Genomic DNA, 16,000 nt, shown 5'->3' with positions numbered 1-16,000 from the left:
CCCCGTCCGGAATTCGCGTCTGGTTGGAATCGCGAAATTCAGAGAAGAGCGGCCGCTTGCGCCGTTTGCCGGCGACGAGTGCGGCTGCCCGGCAAGGGAGCTAGCGACCATGGCCACACTCTACCAGGGCAATGTACCCACGACGGCCCAGCCTGCGGATGCGGCTGGACCTGTGATCCGAACCATCCAACTGTCCGACCTGCACGAGGCGCTCCGGCGCGGCTGGGAGGACTTCAAGGCAGTTCCGAGCCACGCCATTATCCTGTGCGTGATCTATCCCGTGCTGGGCCTCGTGCTCGCCCGCGTGGTGATGGGCTATTCCGTACTGCCGCTGCTGTTTCCGCTGGCCGCGGGCTTCGCCCTGATCGGCCCGTTCGCAGCCCTTGGCCTCTACGAGCTGTCGAGCCGACGCGAACGCTATGAGGAGGCCAGCGCCTGGGATGCCATTGAGGTGCTGCGCTCGCCATCGTTCGGCGCGATGCTCGGCCTCGGCACGCTGCTGCTCGCGCTGTTCGTGACCTGGGTTGCGACCGCGCAGGCGATCTATGTTGCGGCGTTCGGCTATGAGGGCGTCACCGGGATCTCGGATTTCCTGACGCGCGTGCTGACGACCCAGCAAGGCTGGTGGCTGATCGTGGTTGGCTGCGGCACGGGTTTCCTGTTCGCGCTCGCCGCGCTCTGCATCAGCGCCGTCTCGTTCCCGCTGATGCTCGACCGCCATGCCGGCGCGTTCGAGGCCATGGTCACCTCGCTCCGCGTCGTGGCAAAGAACCCGGTGCCGATGGCGGCCTGGGGCCTGATCGTGGCGGTGCTGCTGGCGCTCGGCACGATCCCGGCCTTCCTCGGCCTGGCCGTCGTGATCCCCCTGCTCGGCCACGCCACCTGGCATCTCTACCGCAAGGTGATCGCATCCGAGCCCGGCGCGCGGCCCGTACCGCCTCCCCCGCATCGTCCGCGCAAACCGGCCGCCGACTTCCCGGCCAATCTCTTCCCGTGGCGGAATCGAACGGACGCTTAACGATCTCGTGACATCCGATCCTGCCCGGCTGCGGGCAGGATCGGGCCCCGTCATGCGCCTTGCTTTGGCCGCGGTTCCGACCGAGATTGCGCGGGCCGGTCAGATCACTTCACGGAATCCATTTCATCTGATGACCCCGACGATTTCTCGTCTCGCTCTCGCAGCCCTCGCCCTCTCCGCATCCATCCTGTCCGCCCAGCCAGCGCTTTCCGCTGTTGCCTGCGGCTCGGGCAATTTCGACGCCTGGCTTGCCGACTTCAAGACCGATGCCGCAGCCAAGGGCATCTCGCAGCAGGCCATCGCCGCCGGGCTCGCAGGTGTGACGCTCGATGAGAGCGTGCTCAAGCGCGACCGCTCGCAAAAGGTCTTCACCCAGACTTTCGAGGAGTTTTCCGGCCGCATGGTCCCGCCGCGCATGACGCGCGGCTCCAACATGATGAAGCAATACGGCTCGGTGCTGTCGCGCATCGAGCAGACCTACGGCGTGCCCGGCGAGGTGCTGGTCGCGATCTGGGGTCTGGAGACCGATTTCGGCGTCAACACCGGCAAGTTCGCCACCATCCGCTCGCTGGCGACGCTGGCCTATGACTGCCGTCGTTCCGACCAGTTTCGCGGCGAGCTGATGGATGCGCTGCGCATCGTCCAGCGCGGCGACCTCGCACCGGGCGACATGAAGGGCGCATGGGCCGGAGAGCTCGGCCAGACCCAGTTCATGCCCTCGTCCTGGATGAAATATGCCGTCGATTTCGACGGCAACGGGAAGCGCGACCTGCTGCACAATGCGCCCGACGTGCTCGCCTCCACTGCCAACTATCTCGCCGGCTACGGCTGGCAAAGGGGTAAGGATTGGCAGCCGGGCGGCCCGAACTTCTCAGTGCTGCAGCAATGGAACAAGAGCGAGGTCTATTCGAAGACCGTCGCCTATTTTGCGGCCCAGCTCGCACGCGCTCCCTAGATCTCGCGTGACAAAACGCATGGGCCGATCGCAAGGCGACCGGCCCTCTCTTGGGTAGCGTTCACTTGCCCAAGGTGGCCTGCATCGCCTTGTTCAGATGCGCGCCGCACGCACCCATTTTGCCGTTGAGCAGGGAGTCCTGAGCCGCAGCGATCTCCTTCTGCGCGACGAACTTGCTGTCGCCGTCGGCCATGTTCTCGATCGCGGTCTCCGTCTTCTCCAGATTGGCCCCGCTGCAGCCGCCCATGGCGTGCTTGGCGGCCTGGGCCGGCGCGACGGCGAACGCGGCGGCAGCGATTGCGATAACCCCGAGTAACTTCGTCATGATGTTACTTTCCTTCTCTTGTTCTTGGGACAGAACCAGCGAGATTGCCGGAATCTGCGGCATGACTTTCCTCCGGTTGCGGCAACTTGCCGCAATAAATTCCCCGCGAGAATTGCGTGATGTTGCGCGCTGCGCAGAGCCGCATGCGAAAATTCTGATTTTCATTACAACTTGGTAATCAGGGCGCGCACCCTTGGCGTGTGTGCACCGCATCAATGGACGGTGGCCAGCCCCAGACCCCATTGGCACTGGATGCGACCGAGCTCGCCGAAGGTCGTGAGCGCAATCCTGCCGGGCAGCACCGACGAATCGCAGTTTGCAAGCGCCACGTCACACCTCAACATTCGAATATATATTCATTTTTATATCGATCGATTCATGCGATTCGCGCATGCGAGACGTGGGCTTACAAGCTACCCCATGGTGTTGCGGATCACGGACATGCAACATATTTCAGTCCTCGTCGGAACCGCATCGCTTACTATAAGTCCGTGATTTCACGGTCTTTTATTGCAGAAAGCGATCTCTCCCGCCCAGCGCTTGGGCGGGACTGCCAAGAGGTTAATCGCCCCTTACCGATGCTATGCGCTCTCCGCTTAGCTGCATCGCAACATCGGAACTTTCGCACTGCACCACTCTCACCTATATTCATTTCAACGATGACGCCTAGGCAAAGGCTGAATCGAACTACAGGAGACTACCAATGCTGCTCTCGCTCATCCGCATGATCCAGGCCTTCCGGGATTATCAGCGCAATGTTGCCGAGCTGTCCCAGCTCAGCGATCGCGAACTGGCCGACATCGGCCTCGATCGCTCGGACATCCCGCGCGTTGCCGCCGGCCAGTATCAGGGCTGATATCGTTCAGCCCTTCACCGGAACGGACCGATAGCGCCCGCCTCGTGCGGGCGTTGTCGTTTCCGGAGGCAGAAAACTCGATCTCGGCGATTCCACTTCTCGCCGAAAAGCGCTACCTGTCCGCCCCATGACAGGACCCCATTCCAATAGTGTGCACGTGATCGGCGCAGGCCTTGCCGGCTCCGAGGCCGCCTGGCAGGTCGCCAAAGCCGGCGTGCCCGTGGTGCTGCACGAGATGCGGCCGGACCGCATGACCGAGGCGCACCGCACTGACGGGCTCGCCGAGCTCGTCTGCTCCAATTCGTTCCGCTCGGATGACGCTGCCAACAACGCCGTCGGCCTGTTGCACGCCGAGATGCGTCGTCTCGACTCGCTGATCATGCGCGCGGCCGACGCCAACCAGGTGCCCGCCGGCGGCGCGCTTGCGGTCGACCGCGAGGGCTTCTCCGCGGCCGTCACCAAGGCGCTGAACGACCATCCCCTGATCGAGATCGCCCGCGGCGAGGTTGCAGGCCTGCCGCCGGCCGAGTGGAGCAACGTCATCGTTGCGACCGGCCCCCTCACCTCCGCTCCGCTGGCCGATGCCATCCGCGAACTGACCGACGAGAACGCCCTCGCCTTCTTCGACGCGATCGCACCGATCGTGCATCGCGAATCCATCGACATGTCGGTGGCCTGGTTCCAGTCGCGCTACGACAAGGTCGGCCCCGGCGGCAACGGCGCCGACTACATCAACTGCCCGATGACCAAGGAGCAGTATGACGGCTTCGTCGCCGCGCTGATCGCCGGCGAGAAGACCGAGTTCAAGGAATGGGAGACCAACACGCCCTATTTCGACGGCTGCCTGCCGATCGAGGTCATGGCGGAGCGCGGCCCCGAGACGCTGCGCCACGGTCCGATGAAGCCGGTCGGCCTCACCAATCCGCACGATCCCGCGACGAAAGCCTACGCGATCGTGCAGCTGCGCCAGGACAACAAGCTCGGCACGCTCTACAACATCGTCGGCTTCCAGACGAAGCTGAAGTACGGCGAGCAGCAGCGCATCTTCCGCACCATTCCCGGGCTGGAGAAGGCCGAATTCGCCCGCCTCGGCGGCCTGCATCGCAACACCTTCCTCAACTCACCAAAGCTGCTCGACGGCCAGTTGCGCCTGCGCGCGCAGCCGCGGCTGCGCTTTGCCGGCCAGATGACGGGCTGCGAGGGCTATGTGGAATCCGCCAGCGTCGGCCTGATCGCCGGCCTCTATGCGGCCGCGGATGCACGCGGCGAGACGCTAGAGAGCCCGCCGGGCACGACCGCCCTGGGATCGCTGCTCGGCCACATCACCGGCGGCCATATCGAGACCATCGAGCCGGGCACGCGCTCGTTCCAGCCGATGAACATCAATTTCGGTCTATTCCCGCCGCTCGCGAGCGCACCGACCAAGAAGCCCGACGGTACGCGGCTGCGCGGCAACGAGAAGACGGTGGCCAAGAAGCAGGCGATGAGTGCGCGGGCGCTCGCCGATCTCGATCGCTGGATCGCCGATCACCTGCGCATCGCCGCCGCTGCGTGAGTTTCCGATGAGCCTCCCCAAAGACGACGCCGCAGAGCTCTCGGCGCGCTGGACCGAGGGCGTGCTGCTCAAGCGCGACGTGTTCTCGACCGTCGAACGCGGCCGCTTCCGGTCCGGGACCGGCGAGGTCGACGCGGTGCTGCGCCGGCTGGACGAAGTGCCGTGGTGGTCGTTCCTGCTGGCGCGCCATCTGTTCGCGCGCGAGAAGCATGCGCTCGCGCTCGCGAAGGGTCTGAACGTCGGTCCCGAGCTGCTCTGGGCCGGTCGCCGCGCGCTGGTACGCGGCTTCGTCGACGGCGTCGCGCTGCATCTGGCAAAGCCCCATGGCGACCTCGCCTATTTCCGTTCGGCCAAGGCGGCGCTGCGCCGGCTGCGCCGCGCCGGCATCTGCCACAACGATCTTGCCAAGGAGCAGAACTGGCTGGTCGGCCGCGACGGCCGCGCCTATGTGACGGACTTCCAGCTCGCCGCGTGCTTTGCGCGCCGCGGCCGGCTCTACCGCATCCTTGCCTACGAAGATCTCCGCCACCTGCTCAAGCACAAGCGCTCCTATGCGCCGGAGGCGTTGACGCCGCGCGAGCGAAAAATCCTGGCGAAGAAGTCGTTTGCTGCAAGCCTGTGGCTTGTCACGGGCAAGAAGGTCTACCGCGCCATCACCCGCGGCCTGTTCAATTTCACCGACCGCGAAGGCGGCGGCCGCCGGCTCGTCAACGACGCGCCGGTGCTGGCCGAGCTGATCCGCAAGAATCCGGCCGTGCGCGACACCGCCATCGTGGCCTTTGCCGATCGGCGCTCCGGCGTCGGCCTCTATGCCTTCGTCGAGGCGGATCAGGCTACGCTCGAAGGCCAGCTCCGGAGCGAGCTTTCGGCGGCCAGGGGTCCCAAGCCGCCGGAGCACATCCAGGTGGTCCACGCGCTGCCGCGCGACACCAGCGGCAAGCCGCGCACCGAGATCCTGCAGCTGGTCGCCATGAATCAGCTCGACCTGATCGAGCCGATGATGAGGAACGACCAGGACCGCGCCTTCCTCAAGGACATTCTGGAGCAGCGCAAGAACCTGCGCGACCGCTTCAATTTCGAGGCAGACCTGCCGGCCGGCTAGTCCGGCGGACCGTGCCTTGAAGCGTCCACATTGGCGATAGAGAAGCGGTCGGATAATTCAGGCTTGGCGGGGTCATGGGCACTCGGGGGATGACGATGCAGCGTACGGTTGGCGGTCTGATCGCCGGCGTTCTGCTGCTTGCGGCTGCCCCCGCAATGGCCGAATCCCCGGCCGAGCTGATCTCGGGCTTCCGCCTCAAGCACGGTGAAGTCCGCGTCGTCCGCGATGCCACGCTCGACCGCATCGCCATGGACCAGGCCCGCGCGATGGCGGCGAAGGACGATCTCAGCCACGACGCGCTCGGCCCGTTCAACCGCCGCGTCGCCCCGGCCGGTGCGGGACGCGCCGCCGAGAACATCGCCTATGGCTACGACAATTTCGAGAAGACGCTGGGCCAATGGATCGACTCCTCCGGGCACCGCAAGAACCTGTTGCTGCACAACGCCTCCCGCGTCGGCATCGCGAGTGCCAGGAACGCCAGCGGCAAACGCACCTATTGGGCGATGGTCATTGCCGGCGATTACGAGCCGAAGGGCAAAGGCAAGGGCAAGAAGAAGGACGGTGAGCCGCTGGTTGCCGTGAAGCGCGAGGCGGCGCCTGCCAGCAAGCCGAAATCCAGTAGCTGCCACATCAAGCTGCTCAGCCTCTGCATCTGAGACCAAGCCGGGCCGTCTTGCTCGCGCTCTTCGACGCGTCTAATTGATGCTCGAAGATGCGAGAAGCGGAGGCGCAAGTGATCGACATCGACCGGATACGCGCCGAGACGCCGGCCGCCTCGCGGCTCGCGTACCTGCATAACGCCGGCGCAGCTCTGATGCCAGCGCCCGTCGCCACGGCGATGAAGCAGCATATCGATCTCGAAACCGAAATCGGCGGCTATGCCGCTGCCGACCGCGAGTCCGATCGGCTCGAAGCGGTCTACGGCTCGGTGGCCCGCCTGTTGAACGCCGCGCCCGACGAGATCGCCCTCGTGGAGAACGCGACGGTTGCCTGGCAGATGGCGTTCTACGCGCTGCCGTTCCGCAAGGGCGACCGCATCCTGACCGCCGAGGCGGAGTACGCGGCCAACTATGTCGCGTTCCTGCAAGTCGCCAAACGTACGGGTGCGATCATCGACGTGGTGCCGAGCGACGCAACGGGCGAACTCGACATCCAGGCGCTCGAACGCATGATCGACGCGCGCGTGAAGCTGATCGCCATCACCTGGGTCCCGACCAATGGCGGGCTGGTCAATCCTGCGGCGGCTGTTGGCAGGATCGCGCGGGCGCACAGCATTCCCTATCTGCTCGACGCCTGCCAGGCGGTCGGCCAGATGGTCGTCGACGTCGAAGCCATCGGCTGTGACATGCTGTCGGCGACGGGGCGCAAGTTCCTGCGCGGCCCGCGCGGCACCGGTTTTCTCTATGTCCGCCGCGCGCTGCTGCAGCAGCTCGAGCCGCCGATGGTCGACCATTTTGCGGCGCCCTGGGTCTCGCGCGATCAATATCGGCTGCGCGACGATGCGCGCCGCTTCGAGACCTGGGAGAACAACTACGCGGCCCGGCTCGGGCTCGGCACTGCCATCGATTATGCACTCGATATCGGCATGGGACCTATCGCGCAGCGCTGCCAGATGCTGGCGGGCCGTCTTCGCAGCGGCCTCGCCACCGTTCGCGGCATCACCATTCGCGACCTCGGCCGCACGCCGGGCGCCATCGTCAGCTTCACGGTCGAAGGGCATGAGGCTGACGCCATTGTTCGCAGCGCCGCTGCGGCGGGCATCACCATCGGCGCTTCGGATCCGGCGAGCACCCGCATCGACGCCGAACTCCGCGCGCTGCCGCCGCTCGTGCGCGCATCCCCGCATTACTACAATACGGAAGCGGAGATCGACCGGCTGATCGACCACCTCGCAGATTTAGCGCCACGATAGTGGCGCGTGCTCAGGTGCAGCGCGCGCTCAGTCCGGACGCGCTGAGCCTCGCCATGACCTCGTCGAGATGCGCGCTGTCGCGGGTCTCGATGACCAGTTGCAGCAGCGTCGCCTTGGCCGGCAGGTCGGAGAAGGTCCGCTGGTGCGAGACCTCGATGATGTTGGCGCCGGCTTCGGCCAGCAGCGCCGCCACGGCGGCCAATTGGCCGGGCCTGTCGGGAATGTCGAGCGAGAGCTGGGTCAGGCGCCCCTCGCGCGCGAGCTCGCGCGTGAGGACGGAGGCGATCAGCCTTGTGTCGATGTTGCCGCCGCTCAGGACGAGGCCGACCTTCTGGCCGGCGAAACGGGACGGATCGGACATCAGCGCGGCAAGGCCGGCGGCGCCGGCGCCTTCGACAACGGTCTTCTCGATCGAGATCAGGGTCGCCAGCGCGCGCTCGAGCTCGGCTTCGTTGACGAGCGCAATGTCGTCGACGAGGCGGCGGACGATTTCGGTCGTGATCTTGCCCGGCGATTTCACCGCGATGCCTTCGGCCAGCGTGTCGCCGCGCGCCGGGAGATTGCCGTCATGGATCGCATTGTACATCGACGGATAGAGCCAGGCCTCGACGCCGAGGATCCGCAGCGACGGCTTGATCGACTTCGCGGCGATGGCGATGCCGCTGATCAGCCCGCCGCCGCCGATCGGGACGACCAGCGTGTCGAGCTCCGGCACGGCCTTCAGCATTTCGAGGCCAACGGTGCCCTGCCCGGCGATGACGAGCGGATCGTCGTAGGGATGGACGAAGATCATGCCGCGGGCCTCGCCGTGGCTGCGCGCAAAGGCGGCCGCCTCCTCCAGCGTCGTGCCAGTGACGACGACTTCCGCGCCGTGGTGCCTGGTGTTCTCGACCTTCACCATGGGTGTGCCGATCGGCATCACGATGGTGGCGGGAATACCGAGCCGCCTGGCGTGATAGGCGACGCCCTGCGCGTGATTGCCCGCGGACATCGCGATCACGCCCCGCGCGCGCTCCTCCGGCGTCAGCGCCGTGAGCCGGTTCAACGCGCCGCGTTCCTTGAACGAGGAAGTGAACTGGAGGTTCTCGAATTTGAGCCAGATGTCGCAGCCGCAGATGCTGCTCAGCGTGCGGCTGTAGCTGCAGGGCGTCTCGACGACGGCGCCCCGGATGGTCTCGGCGGCGGCGTGAATGTCATCAGGCGCGACCGCAAGGCCGCTGAGATCGGGGGACGTGGTTTGGGACAACTCAGCCATGGGACAGCATAGAGCATTTGGCAGGCCCGGGCGATAAGCCAACCGCTATTTGGTAAATTCCCGGGAACGCGAAGCCCGCCATAGCGTCCACAATGTCCGTAGCCGCGACGAAGGCTGCGGAGCAAACGGATTGCGCCCGGGCTGCGACTGGCGCCTGAGGTCGGCGCGCGCTTGGCTCAGCGGCAGAAACGCCAGCCGCACCGACGGCGGCAGCTGCGCCAGCAGCGACAAGGCCGTGGTCAAATGCTGCTGCGCCTCGCCGGTGAGCTGGTCCAGCACGGCGCGCAGGCCCGGCATCTCCTTGCCGGCGAAGACATCCTCCATGCTGCAGCCATGGCTCGCCAGCACCTGCTGAGGCAGGAACAATTGCCGGTGCGCTGCGTCGCGCGGCAGATTGGCGATGATTTGCACGATGCCCTGCGCCAGCCCGGCGTGCCTCGCGAGATGCTCGGCCGCCTCCGACGGCGGCCCCATAACCCGGGCTGCCAGACCGAACAACGCCGATGAGGTCGCGGCCAGATAGCCTTCCAGCGCCGCCATGGTCGGCATCGGATCGTTGTAGAGATCGAACTGATGCTCGTCGGCGAGCAGCGACAGCGGCTCGACCGGCAGCTCGAAATCGCGGATCGCGCGCAGCAGCTCGCCCGCGACTGGATTGCCCTCGGCGCTGCCATGGACATGGCCCGAGAGCATGTCGGTCCACCATTGCAGGCGGATTTCGCCGGGCAAAGGCTGGCTCACCTGGTCGCGGACGCGGACGATCTCGACGTTGAAGGCATAGAGCGCCAGCAGCGCGCGGCGCTCGGCAGCCGGCGCGAACAGGGTGGCGACATAGCGCGGAAAGTCGTGGCTGCGCACGAGATCGGCGCAGAAGGCAGCCGAATCGGACGGCGGCGAAGCGCTGCTCATGGCACGGCGATCAGCGCGGCGGCGACGCGCCGCCGTTCGCCGATCATGATGTTGTAGGTGCGCACGGCCGGGCCGGTCTGCATCGTGTCCAGCACCACCCTCACCGCCTTGAGCGCCTGGCGCAGCTCCGGTGGGGGCAGCCAGAACCCGGTTCCGGTGCCGACCAGGAGCGTGTCGATGCTGTTGGCGGCCGCGAACACCCGATCCAGCGAATAGCGGTCGATCTTTGCGGGATCGGTCACGTCCCAGGCCCAGATCGCGTCGGGCAGGCACAGCAGCGATCCCCGATGCGACATGCCGGCAAAGGCGAAGCCGCCCTTGCCATAGGCATCGATCGGCGCCGAGCGCGGGAAATGCGGTGCGTTGGGATCGCCGGCCATCTGGTTCGTCCGAATGAGCCTATTGCCCTCGCAAACGCCTGCGAGGGCCTGCAGTTCGGATCATGCCTTGTTTTTCTTCGCCGGCGTAGCCGTATCGGGCGCATCCTCGCGATGCTCGCCGACGCCGAGATAGATCAGGATCGGCGCCGCAATGAAGATCGAGGTGTAGGTACCGACCAGCACAACGCCGAACATCATCACCGCCGTGAAGCTGTGGATGGCGTGGCCGCCGAACAGCAGCAGCGCGAGCAGCGCCAGCGTCACCGTGACGTGGGTGATGATCGAGCGGGACAGCGTCGAGTTGATGGACTCGTTGAGCAGCTGCGGCATCGGCATCTTCTTGTAGCGCCGCAGCATTTCGCGGATGCGGTCGTAGATGACGACGGTATCGTTGAGCGAATAGCCGAGAATGGTCAGCAGCGCCGCGATGCTGGTCAGGTCGAAATCGACCTGGCTGATCGACATGAAGCCGATCGTCAGCACGATGTCGTGCACGTTGGCGATCATGGCGCCGAGCGCAAACTGCCATTCGAACCGGAACCAGAGATAGATCAGGATCGCGACGATCGCGAGCATCAGGCCGAGCATGCCGTAGGCCAGGAGCTCGCCGGCAACGCGCGGACCGAGCACCTCGGTGCGCTGAATGTCGACGCTGTCACCGAGCGCGCCACGAAGCTTCTGCAGGGCTGCCTGCTGTGCGGCGTCGCCACCCGGCTGTTCCGCAACACGGATCAGGACGTTCTCGGGGCCGCCGAACTGCTGCAACTGGACTTCGCCGAGACCGAGGGCGTCGAGCCTGGTGCGCATCGCCGCGATGTCCACGGTGCCGGACTTCGCCTTCACCTCCAGCAGCGTGCCGCCCTTGAAGTCGATACCGAGGTTCAGTCCATGGGTGAAGAACAGCGTGATCGCGACGATCGACAGCGCCGCCGAGATCGGGAAGCTGATGCGGCGGAAGCGCGTGAAGTCGAAATGCGTGTTGTCGGGAACGATGCGCAGCGACGGCAACAGGCCGAGGGCCGCGACCACGGTGAGGATGGCAATGAGGACGCCGAGCCCGATGAGAACGGTGTGAGTCACGATCAGGCTCCTAGATCGGCACGCTCTGCGGCCGCTTCCACCGCACCCATCCGGCGACGATCAGCCGGGTCAGGGTGAAGGCGGTGAACACCGTGGTGATGATGCCAATGCCGAGCGTCACGGCGAAGCCGCGCACCGGGCCGGTGCCGATGTAGAACAGCACCGCGGCAGCAATGAAGGTGGTGATGTTGGAATCGAGGATGGTGGCGAGCGCCCGCTTGAACCCGGCGTCGATCGCCGAGATCGCGTTGCGGCCGCCGCGCAGCTCCTCGCGGATGCGCTCGTAGATCAGCACGTTGGAGTCCACCGCGATGCCGACGGTGAGCACGATGCCGGCGATGCCGGGCAGCGTCAGCGTGGCGTTGAGCAGCGACAGCAGGCCGAAGATCATGGCGACGTTGATGGCCACCGCGACGTTCGCGAATACCCCGAACAGCCGGTAGGTCACGAGCATGAAGATAATGACGAGGATCGAGCCGACATAGGCCGCAAGCTCGCCCTTCTCGATCGAATCCTGGCCGAGGCCCGGACCGACGGTGCGCTCCTCGACCACCGTGAGCGGCGCCGGCAGCGCGCCGGCGCGCAGCAGGATGGCGAGATCGTTGGCAGATTGCACGGTGAAATTGCCGGAGATCTGGCCCTGGCCGCCGGTGATGGGTTCGCGGATGACGGGCGCCGAGATCACCTTGTTGTCGAGCACGATCGCGAACGGCAGCCCCACATTCTCGGTGGTGGCCTGCGAGAATTTGCGCGCGCCCGAGGTGTTGAACTTGAAGCTCACGACCGGCTCACCCGTGCGCTGGTCGAAGCTCGCCTGGGCATCGGTCAGATCGCCACCGGCAACCAGCACCTGCTTCTTGACCACATAGGGCGTGGGCGGCGGCGAGGCGCTCATCAGCAGCTCGGATTCCGGCGGCAACCTGCCCTGCTGCGCCTGATCCGGCGGCACGGAGGTGTCGACCATGCGGAATTCCATCTTCGCGGTCCTGCCGAGCAGCTCCTTCAGGCGGGTCGGGTCCTGCAGGCCGGGGACCTGCACCAGGATGCGGTCGTTGCCCTGGCGCTGGATGACCGGCTCGACGGTGCCGAGCTCGTTGACGCGGCGCTCGACGATCTGGATCGATTGCTCGATGGTCTTGCGCATGCGGTCGAGCATCGCAGCCTGCGGGATGCTCAGGCGGATCACGCCGCCGCCGGCGTCCGTCACCTCGAGGTCGCGCTGGCCGCTGGATCCCATCAGACCGCCAAGCGGCTGGGACAATTCGCGCAGCTTGGCGAGCGCCGGCTGCACGTCGGTTTCCTTGGTGATGCGAACCTCGGCCGCGTCATTGCGCACGGTGACGCCGCCGGTGAAGCCGATCTTGGCATCGCGCAGCGTCCGGCGAACGTCGTCGCGGATCTGGTCCAGTCGTTCCTTCTTCACGTAGCTGGAATCGACCTCGAGCAGCAGATAGGAGCCGCCCTGAAGATCGAGGCCGAGCACGAGCCGGCGCTGTGCCCAGGCCGGCCAGGTCTTGACCGTCGCCTCCGGGAAGAAATTCGGGACCGCGCAGAGGCACACGATCAGCGCTGTCAGGATAATCCCGAGCGCCCTCCACCGCGTGAAATACAACATCGACTGGACCTGTCAGATCAGGAGACTTGCAGGAAACTTGAACGAGCCGCGGAAGCACTCACTTCGACGCGGCGTCGTCCTTGGCGGTTTCCTTCGCGCTATCCTTGGATTCCTTCGCCGGCTCGCCCTTGGCGCGCACGCCGGAGATCATCTGGCGCATCTGGCGAACGCGCACGCCGTCGGAAATCTCGAACTCGATCTGGTCGTCATCGACGATCTTGGTGACCTTGCCGACGAGGCCGCCCGAGGTCACGACGGTGTCGCCGCGGCGGATGTTCTTCACGAGGTCGGCGTGGTCGCGGACCTTCTTCTGCTGCGGACGCAGAATCAGGAAGTACATGATCACGAAGATGAGCGCGAACGGCAGCAGCGACATCAACATGCTGTTGGTGTCACCGGCGCCCGCAGCCTGGGCATACGCAGGGGTAATCAACATTCGGACGATCCTCGTGAGAACGGGGGAAAGCCGGTCAGGCCCTGAAGGCCGACCGGCTCGGTCAAATTCGCGCGGACTATAGCGGCCATTGCCCCAATTGCAACGCTGCCAGACCGTCGATTTGGCCACCTTGCGGCGCGGCGTCAGGCCCGATAAGGCTGCATTCTCAGGAACTTCGGACATGCCCAAAAAACCAAGCAAAAGCCCGGCCGGCAAAGGCCCCCGTACCCCTGCCAGCAAGCCCGCCCGCGTCGCGGCAAAACGCCCCACGGAGGCCGTCAAGGCGGCCCCGAACCTCTCCCAGGAGCGCCTCGTCCGCGCGCTGGAGACCATTGCGGCGCACCTCGCCGCCCAGGGCAGCCCGGCCGTCGAGCCCGAGTCGTTCGAACGGGCCGATGCCTATGTCTGGCACCCCGACGGCCGCCTCTCGGCGGTGCCGCGGGTCAGCCGCGTCGAGCTGTTCCTGCTCAAGGGCGTCGACCGGATGCGCGACATCCTGATGGAGAACACCGAGCGCTTCGCGGGCGGCCTGCCCGCCAACAACGCCCTGCTCTGGGGCGCGCGCGGCATGGGCAAGTCGTCGCTGGTGAAGGCGGCACATGCCAGCATCAACGCGGACCGCAAGGCCGCCGACCGGCTGAAGCTGATCGAGATCCACCGCGAAGACATCGAAACGCTGCCGATGCTGATGGAGAAGCTCCGCGACGCCAGCTTCCGCTTCATCGTGTTCATCGACGACCTATCCTTCGACGGCAATGACGCGTCCTACAAATCGCTCAAGGCCGTGCTCGAAGGCGGCATCGAGGGCCGGCCCGACAACGTCATCCTGTACGCCACCTCCAACCGCCGTCACCTGCTCGCGCGCGACATGATCGAGAACGAGCGCTCGACCGCGATCAATCCCGGCGAAGCGGTCGAGGAGAAGGTTTCGCTGTCGGACCGCTTCGGCCTCTGGCTCGGCTTCCACCGCTGCAGCCAGGACGAATATCTCGCCATGGTGCGCGGCTATTGCAGCCATTTCGGCATCAAGGTCGAGGACGAAGCCCTGGAGCGCGAGGCGCTGGAATGGTCGACCACGCGCGGCTCCCGCTCGGGGCGCGTCGCCTGGCAGTTCGTGCAGGAGCTGGCGGGACGGCTCGGCGTGAAGCTGGCGGCGACGTAGCGGTCGGGATTGCAAGCCCGTTACGGCTGTCTTTCCCCGAAGGCGGGGAATCTCTGGCTCGCAGCAGCGCCGGAGGGGGCACACTGGTGTGGTAGTAGATGGTCCCGAGGGGCCAGCCGGGCGGGTGCGGCTGCCAGACTGCCGAACAGCCCCGGGACCCAGAACGAGATGCCGCTCTCATCGGCGTTAGCGATTTGCGGGGAAGACGCGAGAGCTGCAACCACAATCGCGCCGGGGCTCGATACGTTGGAACGTGATCCGTATAATAGGCGCGATTTGCCGTAAGGGCATCGCTGATCCTACTTAGTAAAAATGCGCCTCGAGGGTGTCGGCGGCGTTGCCGCCGCGGGCGAAAGATTGAACGTCAGCCAGAGGTTCCAGCCCGCTGGCCGATTCTCATTGGCGAATTCGCCGTAGGCCTTCAGGTTCAGATATCCCTGCATGTCTCCGACCGGGAAAATGTAGCCGACCTGCGGTCCGACTCCGAGCACCCGCGACCGGAAACAGCCGACGCGATCGCCGGAGCCGCTGTCGCAGCCGAGCTGCTGATAGGCGTAACCCACGAGGCCGACCTGCCACTGCTTGGTGAGGAATTGCGACGCGCCCCAGTCGAAGTGCATGTCGACGCCACTCTGATACTGGGTGGCAGGGTTTACGAAGTTGTAGGTAAATCCCAGCACCGCCGATGCTTCTCGCCCGGTCTTTTGATCGAAATAGGTGTAGCCGCCGCCAGCGTCGATTGTCCAATGCCCAAGCCCCAAATTCGCAAGACGGTCCGACTGATAGGCGCCGACCGGGATGTCCCCGGTGACGTAGGTCATGTAGTTGTGGACACCGGCGTTCCATTTCAGCTGGAACATCGGGAGCAGATCGCCAAATGCAATGATCGAGCTGTCGATGCTGTCGAAGCGCGAGAATGGCAATACTCCGCCGCCTGGTCCCGTCACTGTCCCCACCAGCGATCCCGCCAGCGACGTCGAGTTGGACCCGTAGACTCCCAACAGGGAGGCTTGGGCCTGCGCGCCCAGCACCGGTGTCGCAAAGGTGTAGGTCCCGACTAGAAGGCCAAGATCCACATTCGCATTGACTCTGGCGTCCAGATTGACGTTCAGATTCGCGGGAATGCGACCGATCGTGATCTCTCGTGCCCGCGCCACGTCGCCGCCGGCGGAAACCGAGGTATGATAATAGATCGAGGTCACCGACCAGCCGGGCGCCTGCGCGGGGACGGCCGCGAGGCTGCCAAAGAAGCCGGGTATCCAGAAGCTGACACCGCCTTCATCGGCTCGCGCCGCATCATTAGGGAGCGCGAGTAAGGTGGCAATTGCCGCCGCGCCCAGCCGACAAACGAAACCAGTCCTTGGTGCCAATTTCCTGCTCTTCATCGCGGATCTCCCATCCTTTCACGGTCTGCAACGGAGCGGGGTTGCGTGACCAGAA

The 16,000-nt window shown here is 65.5% G+C and carries 16 protein-coding genes; 8 read left to right on the top strand and 8 right to left on the bottom strand.

Annotated features, from left to right (window positions below; all coding sequences use genetic code 11):
• Positions 1-109: 109 nt before the first annotated feature.
• The gene (locus tag JQ603_RS02335; protein ID WP_212336144.1) at positions 110-1,018 is read left to right on the top strand and encodes a DUF2189 domain-containing protein; all 909 of its coding nucleotides are present in this window, start codon (positions 110-112) and stop codon (positions 1,016-1,018) included.
• 130 nt (positions 1,019-1,148) lie between these two features.
• On the top strand, positions 1,149-1,973 hold the full coding sequence (locus JQ603_RS02330) for a lytic murein transglycosylase (RefSeq protein ID WP_212336142.1): 825 nt from the start codon (positions 1,149-1,151) through the stop codon (positions 1,971-1,973).
• Positions 1,974-2,034: 61 nt separating this feature from the next.
• Here JQ603_RS02330 and JQ603_RS02325 read toward each other — a convergent pair whose 3' ends face one another.
• Entirely contained in the window at positions 2,035-2,361 is a 327-nt protein-coding gene (locus JQ603_RS02325; protein WP_212336140.1) for a hypothetical protein, read from the bottom strand.
• Positions 2,362-3,001: 640 nt separating this feature from the next.
• Here JQ603_RS02325 and JQ603_RS02320 point away from each other — a divergent pair.
• The 5 genes from JQ603_RS02320 to JQ603_RS02300 all read left to right on the top strand — a co-directional run bounded on the left by JQ603_RS02320 (position 3,002) and on the right by JQ603_RS02300 (position 7,723).
• A complete protein-coding gene (locus JQ603_RS02320; protein WP_007590701.1) occupies positions 3,002-3,154 on the top strand; it encodes a DUF1127 domain-containing protein in 153 nt (50 codons plus the stop codon).
• A 127-nt stretch (positions 3,155-3,281) separates the two neighbouring features.
• Positions 3,282-4,709, top strand: a complete 1,428-nt coding sequence (gene trmFO, locus JQ603_RS02315; protein WP_212336138.1) for a methylenetetrahydrofolate--tRNA-(uracil(54)-C(5))-methyltransferase (FADH(2)-oxidizing) TrmFO — start codon at positions 3,282-3,284, stop codon at positions 4,707-4,709.
• A gap of 7 nt (positions 4,710-4,716) precedes the next feature.
• On the top strand, positions 4,717-5,811 hold the full coding sequence (locus tag JQ603_RS02310) for a serine/threonine protein kinase (RefSeq protein WP_212336136.1): 1,095 nt from the start codon (positions 4,717-4,719) through the stop codon (positions 5,809-5,811).
• Positions 5,812-5,906: 95 nt separating this feature from the next.
• Entirely contained in the window at positions 5,907-6,467 is a 561-nt protein-coding gene (locus JQ603_RS02305) for a CAP domain-containing protein (RefSeq protein WP_212336134.1), read from the top strand.
• Between the two features lie 77 nt (positions 6,468-6,544).
• Positions 6,545-7,723 (top strand): aminotransferase class V-fold PLP-dependent enzyme, encoded by a 1,179-nt coding sequence (locus JQ603_RS02300; RefSeq protein WP_212336132.1) that lies wholly within the window; start codon positions 6,545-6,547, stop codon positions 7,721-7,723.
• A gap of 10 nt (positions 7,724-7,733) precedes the next feature.
• Here the strand turns inward: JQ603_RS02300 and JQ603_RS02295 are convergent, their stop codons facing one another.
• The 6 genes from JQ603_RS02295 to yajC are packed head-to-tail and all read right to left on the bottom strand — an operon-like array spanning position 7,734 to position 13,398.
• Positions 7,734-8,978: a threonine ammonia-lyase gene (locus JQ603_RS02295; RefSeq protein ID WP_212336130.1), complete on the bottom strand. Its 1,245-nt coding sequence runs from the start codon at positions 8,976-8,978 to the stop codon at positions 7,734-7,736.
• Between the two features lie 45 nt (positions 8,979-9,023).
• Positions 9,024-9,887, bottom strand: coding sequence for a phytoene/squalene synthase family protein (locus JQ603_RS02290; protein ID WP_212336128.1), 864 nt, complete (start codon positions 9,885-9,887; stop codon positions 9,024-9,026).
• On the bottom strand, positions 9,884-10,267 hold the full coding sequence (locus tag JQ603_RS02285; protein WP_212336126.1) for an Mth938-like domain-containing protein: 384 nt from the start codon (positions 10,265-10,267) through the stop codon (positions 9,884-9,886). Before JQ603_RS02285 ends, JQ603_RS02290 begins: the two co-directional genes overlap by 4 nt.
• A 60-nt stretch (positions 10,268-10,327) precedes the next feature.
• Complete coding sequence (gene secF, locus JQ603_RS02280; protein WP_212336125.1) at positions 10,328-11,347, bottom strand: protein translocase subunit SecF; 1,020 nt, start codon at positions 11,345-11,347, stop codon at positions 10,328-10,330.
• Between the two features lie 10 nt (positions 11,348-11,357).
• Positions 11,358-12,962 carry a protein translocase subunit SecD gene (secD, locus tag JQ603_RS02275; protein ID WP_212336124.1) on the bottom strand — a complete coding sequence of 535 codons (1,605 nt, stop codon included), beginning with the start codon at positions 12,960-12,962 and terminating at the stop codon, positions 11,358-11,360.
• A 58-nt stretch (positions 12,963-13,020) separates the two neighbouring features.
• The gene (gene yajC, locus JQ603_RS02270; protein ID WP_212336123.1) at positions 13,021-13,398 is read right to left on the bottom strand and encodes a preprotein translocase subunit YajC; all 378 of its coding nucleotides are present in this window, start codon (positions 13,396-13,398) and stop codon (positions 13,021-13,023) included.
• Between the two features lie 181 nt (positions 13,399-13,579).
• Between yajC and JQ603_RS02265 the strand changes: the two genes are divergently transcribed.
• Positions 13,580-14,560, top strand: a complete 981-nt coding sequence (locus JQ603_RS02265; protein ID WP_212336122.1) for an ATP-binding protein — start codon at positions 13,580-13,582, stop codon at positions 14,558-14,560.
• A gap of 299 nt (positions 14,561-14,859) precedes the next feature.
• Here the strand turns inward: JQ603_RS02265 and JQ603_RS02260 are convergent, their stop codons facing one another.
• Positions 14,860-15,945 (bottom strand): SphA family protein, encoded by a 1,086-nt coding sequence (locus JQ603_RS02260; protein WP_212336121.1) that lies wholly within the window; start codon positions 15,943-15,945, stop codon positions 14,860-14,862.
• Between the last annotated feature and the right edge of the window lie 55 nt (positions 15,946-16,000).

Source organism: Bradyrhizobium liaoningense, from assembly GCF_018130825.1.
Taxonomy (GTDB): domain Bacteria; phylum Pseudomonadota; class Alphaproteobacteria; order Rhizobiales; family Xanthobacteraceae; genus Bradyrhizobium; species Bradyrhizobium liaoningense_B.
This window is presented reverse-complemented; position numbering and strand designations above follow the sequence as displayed.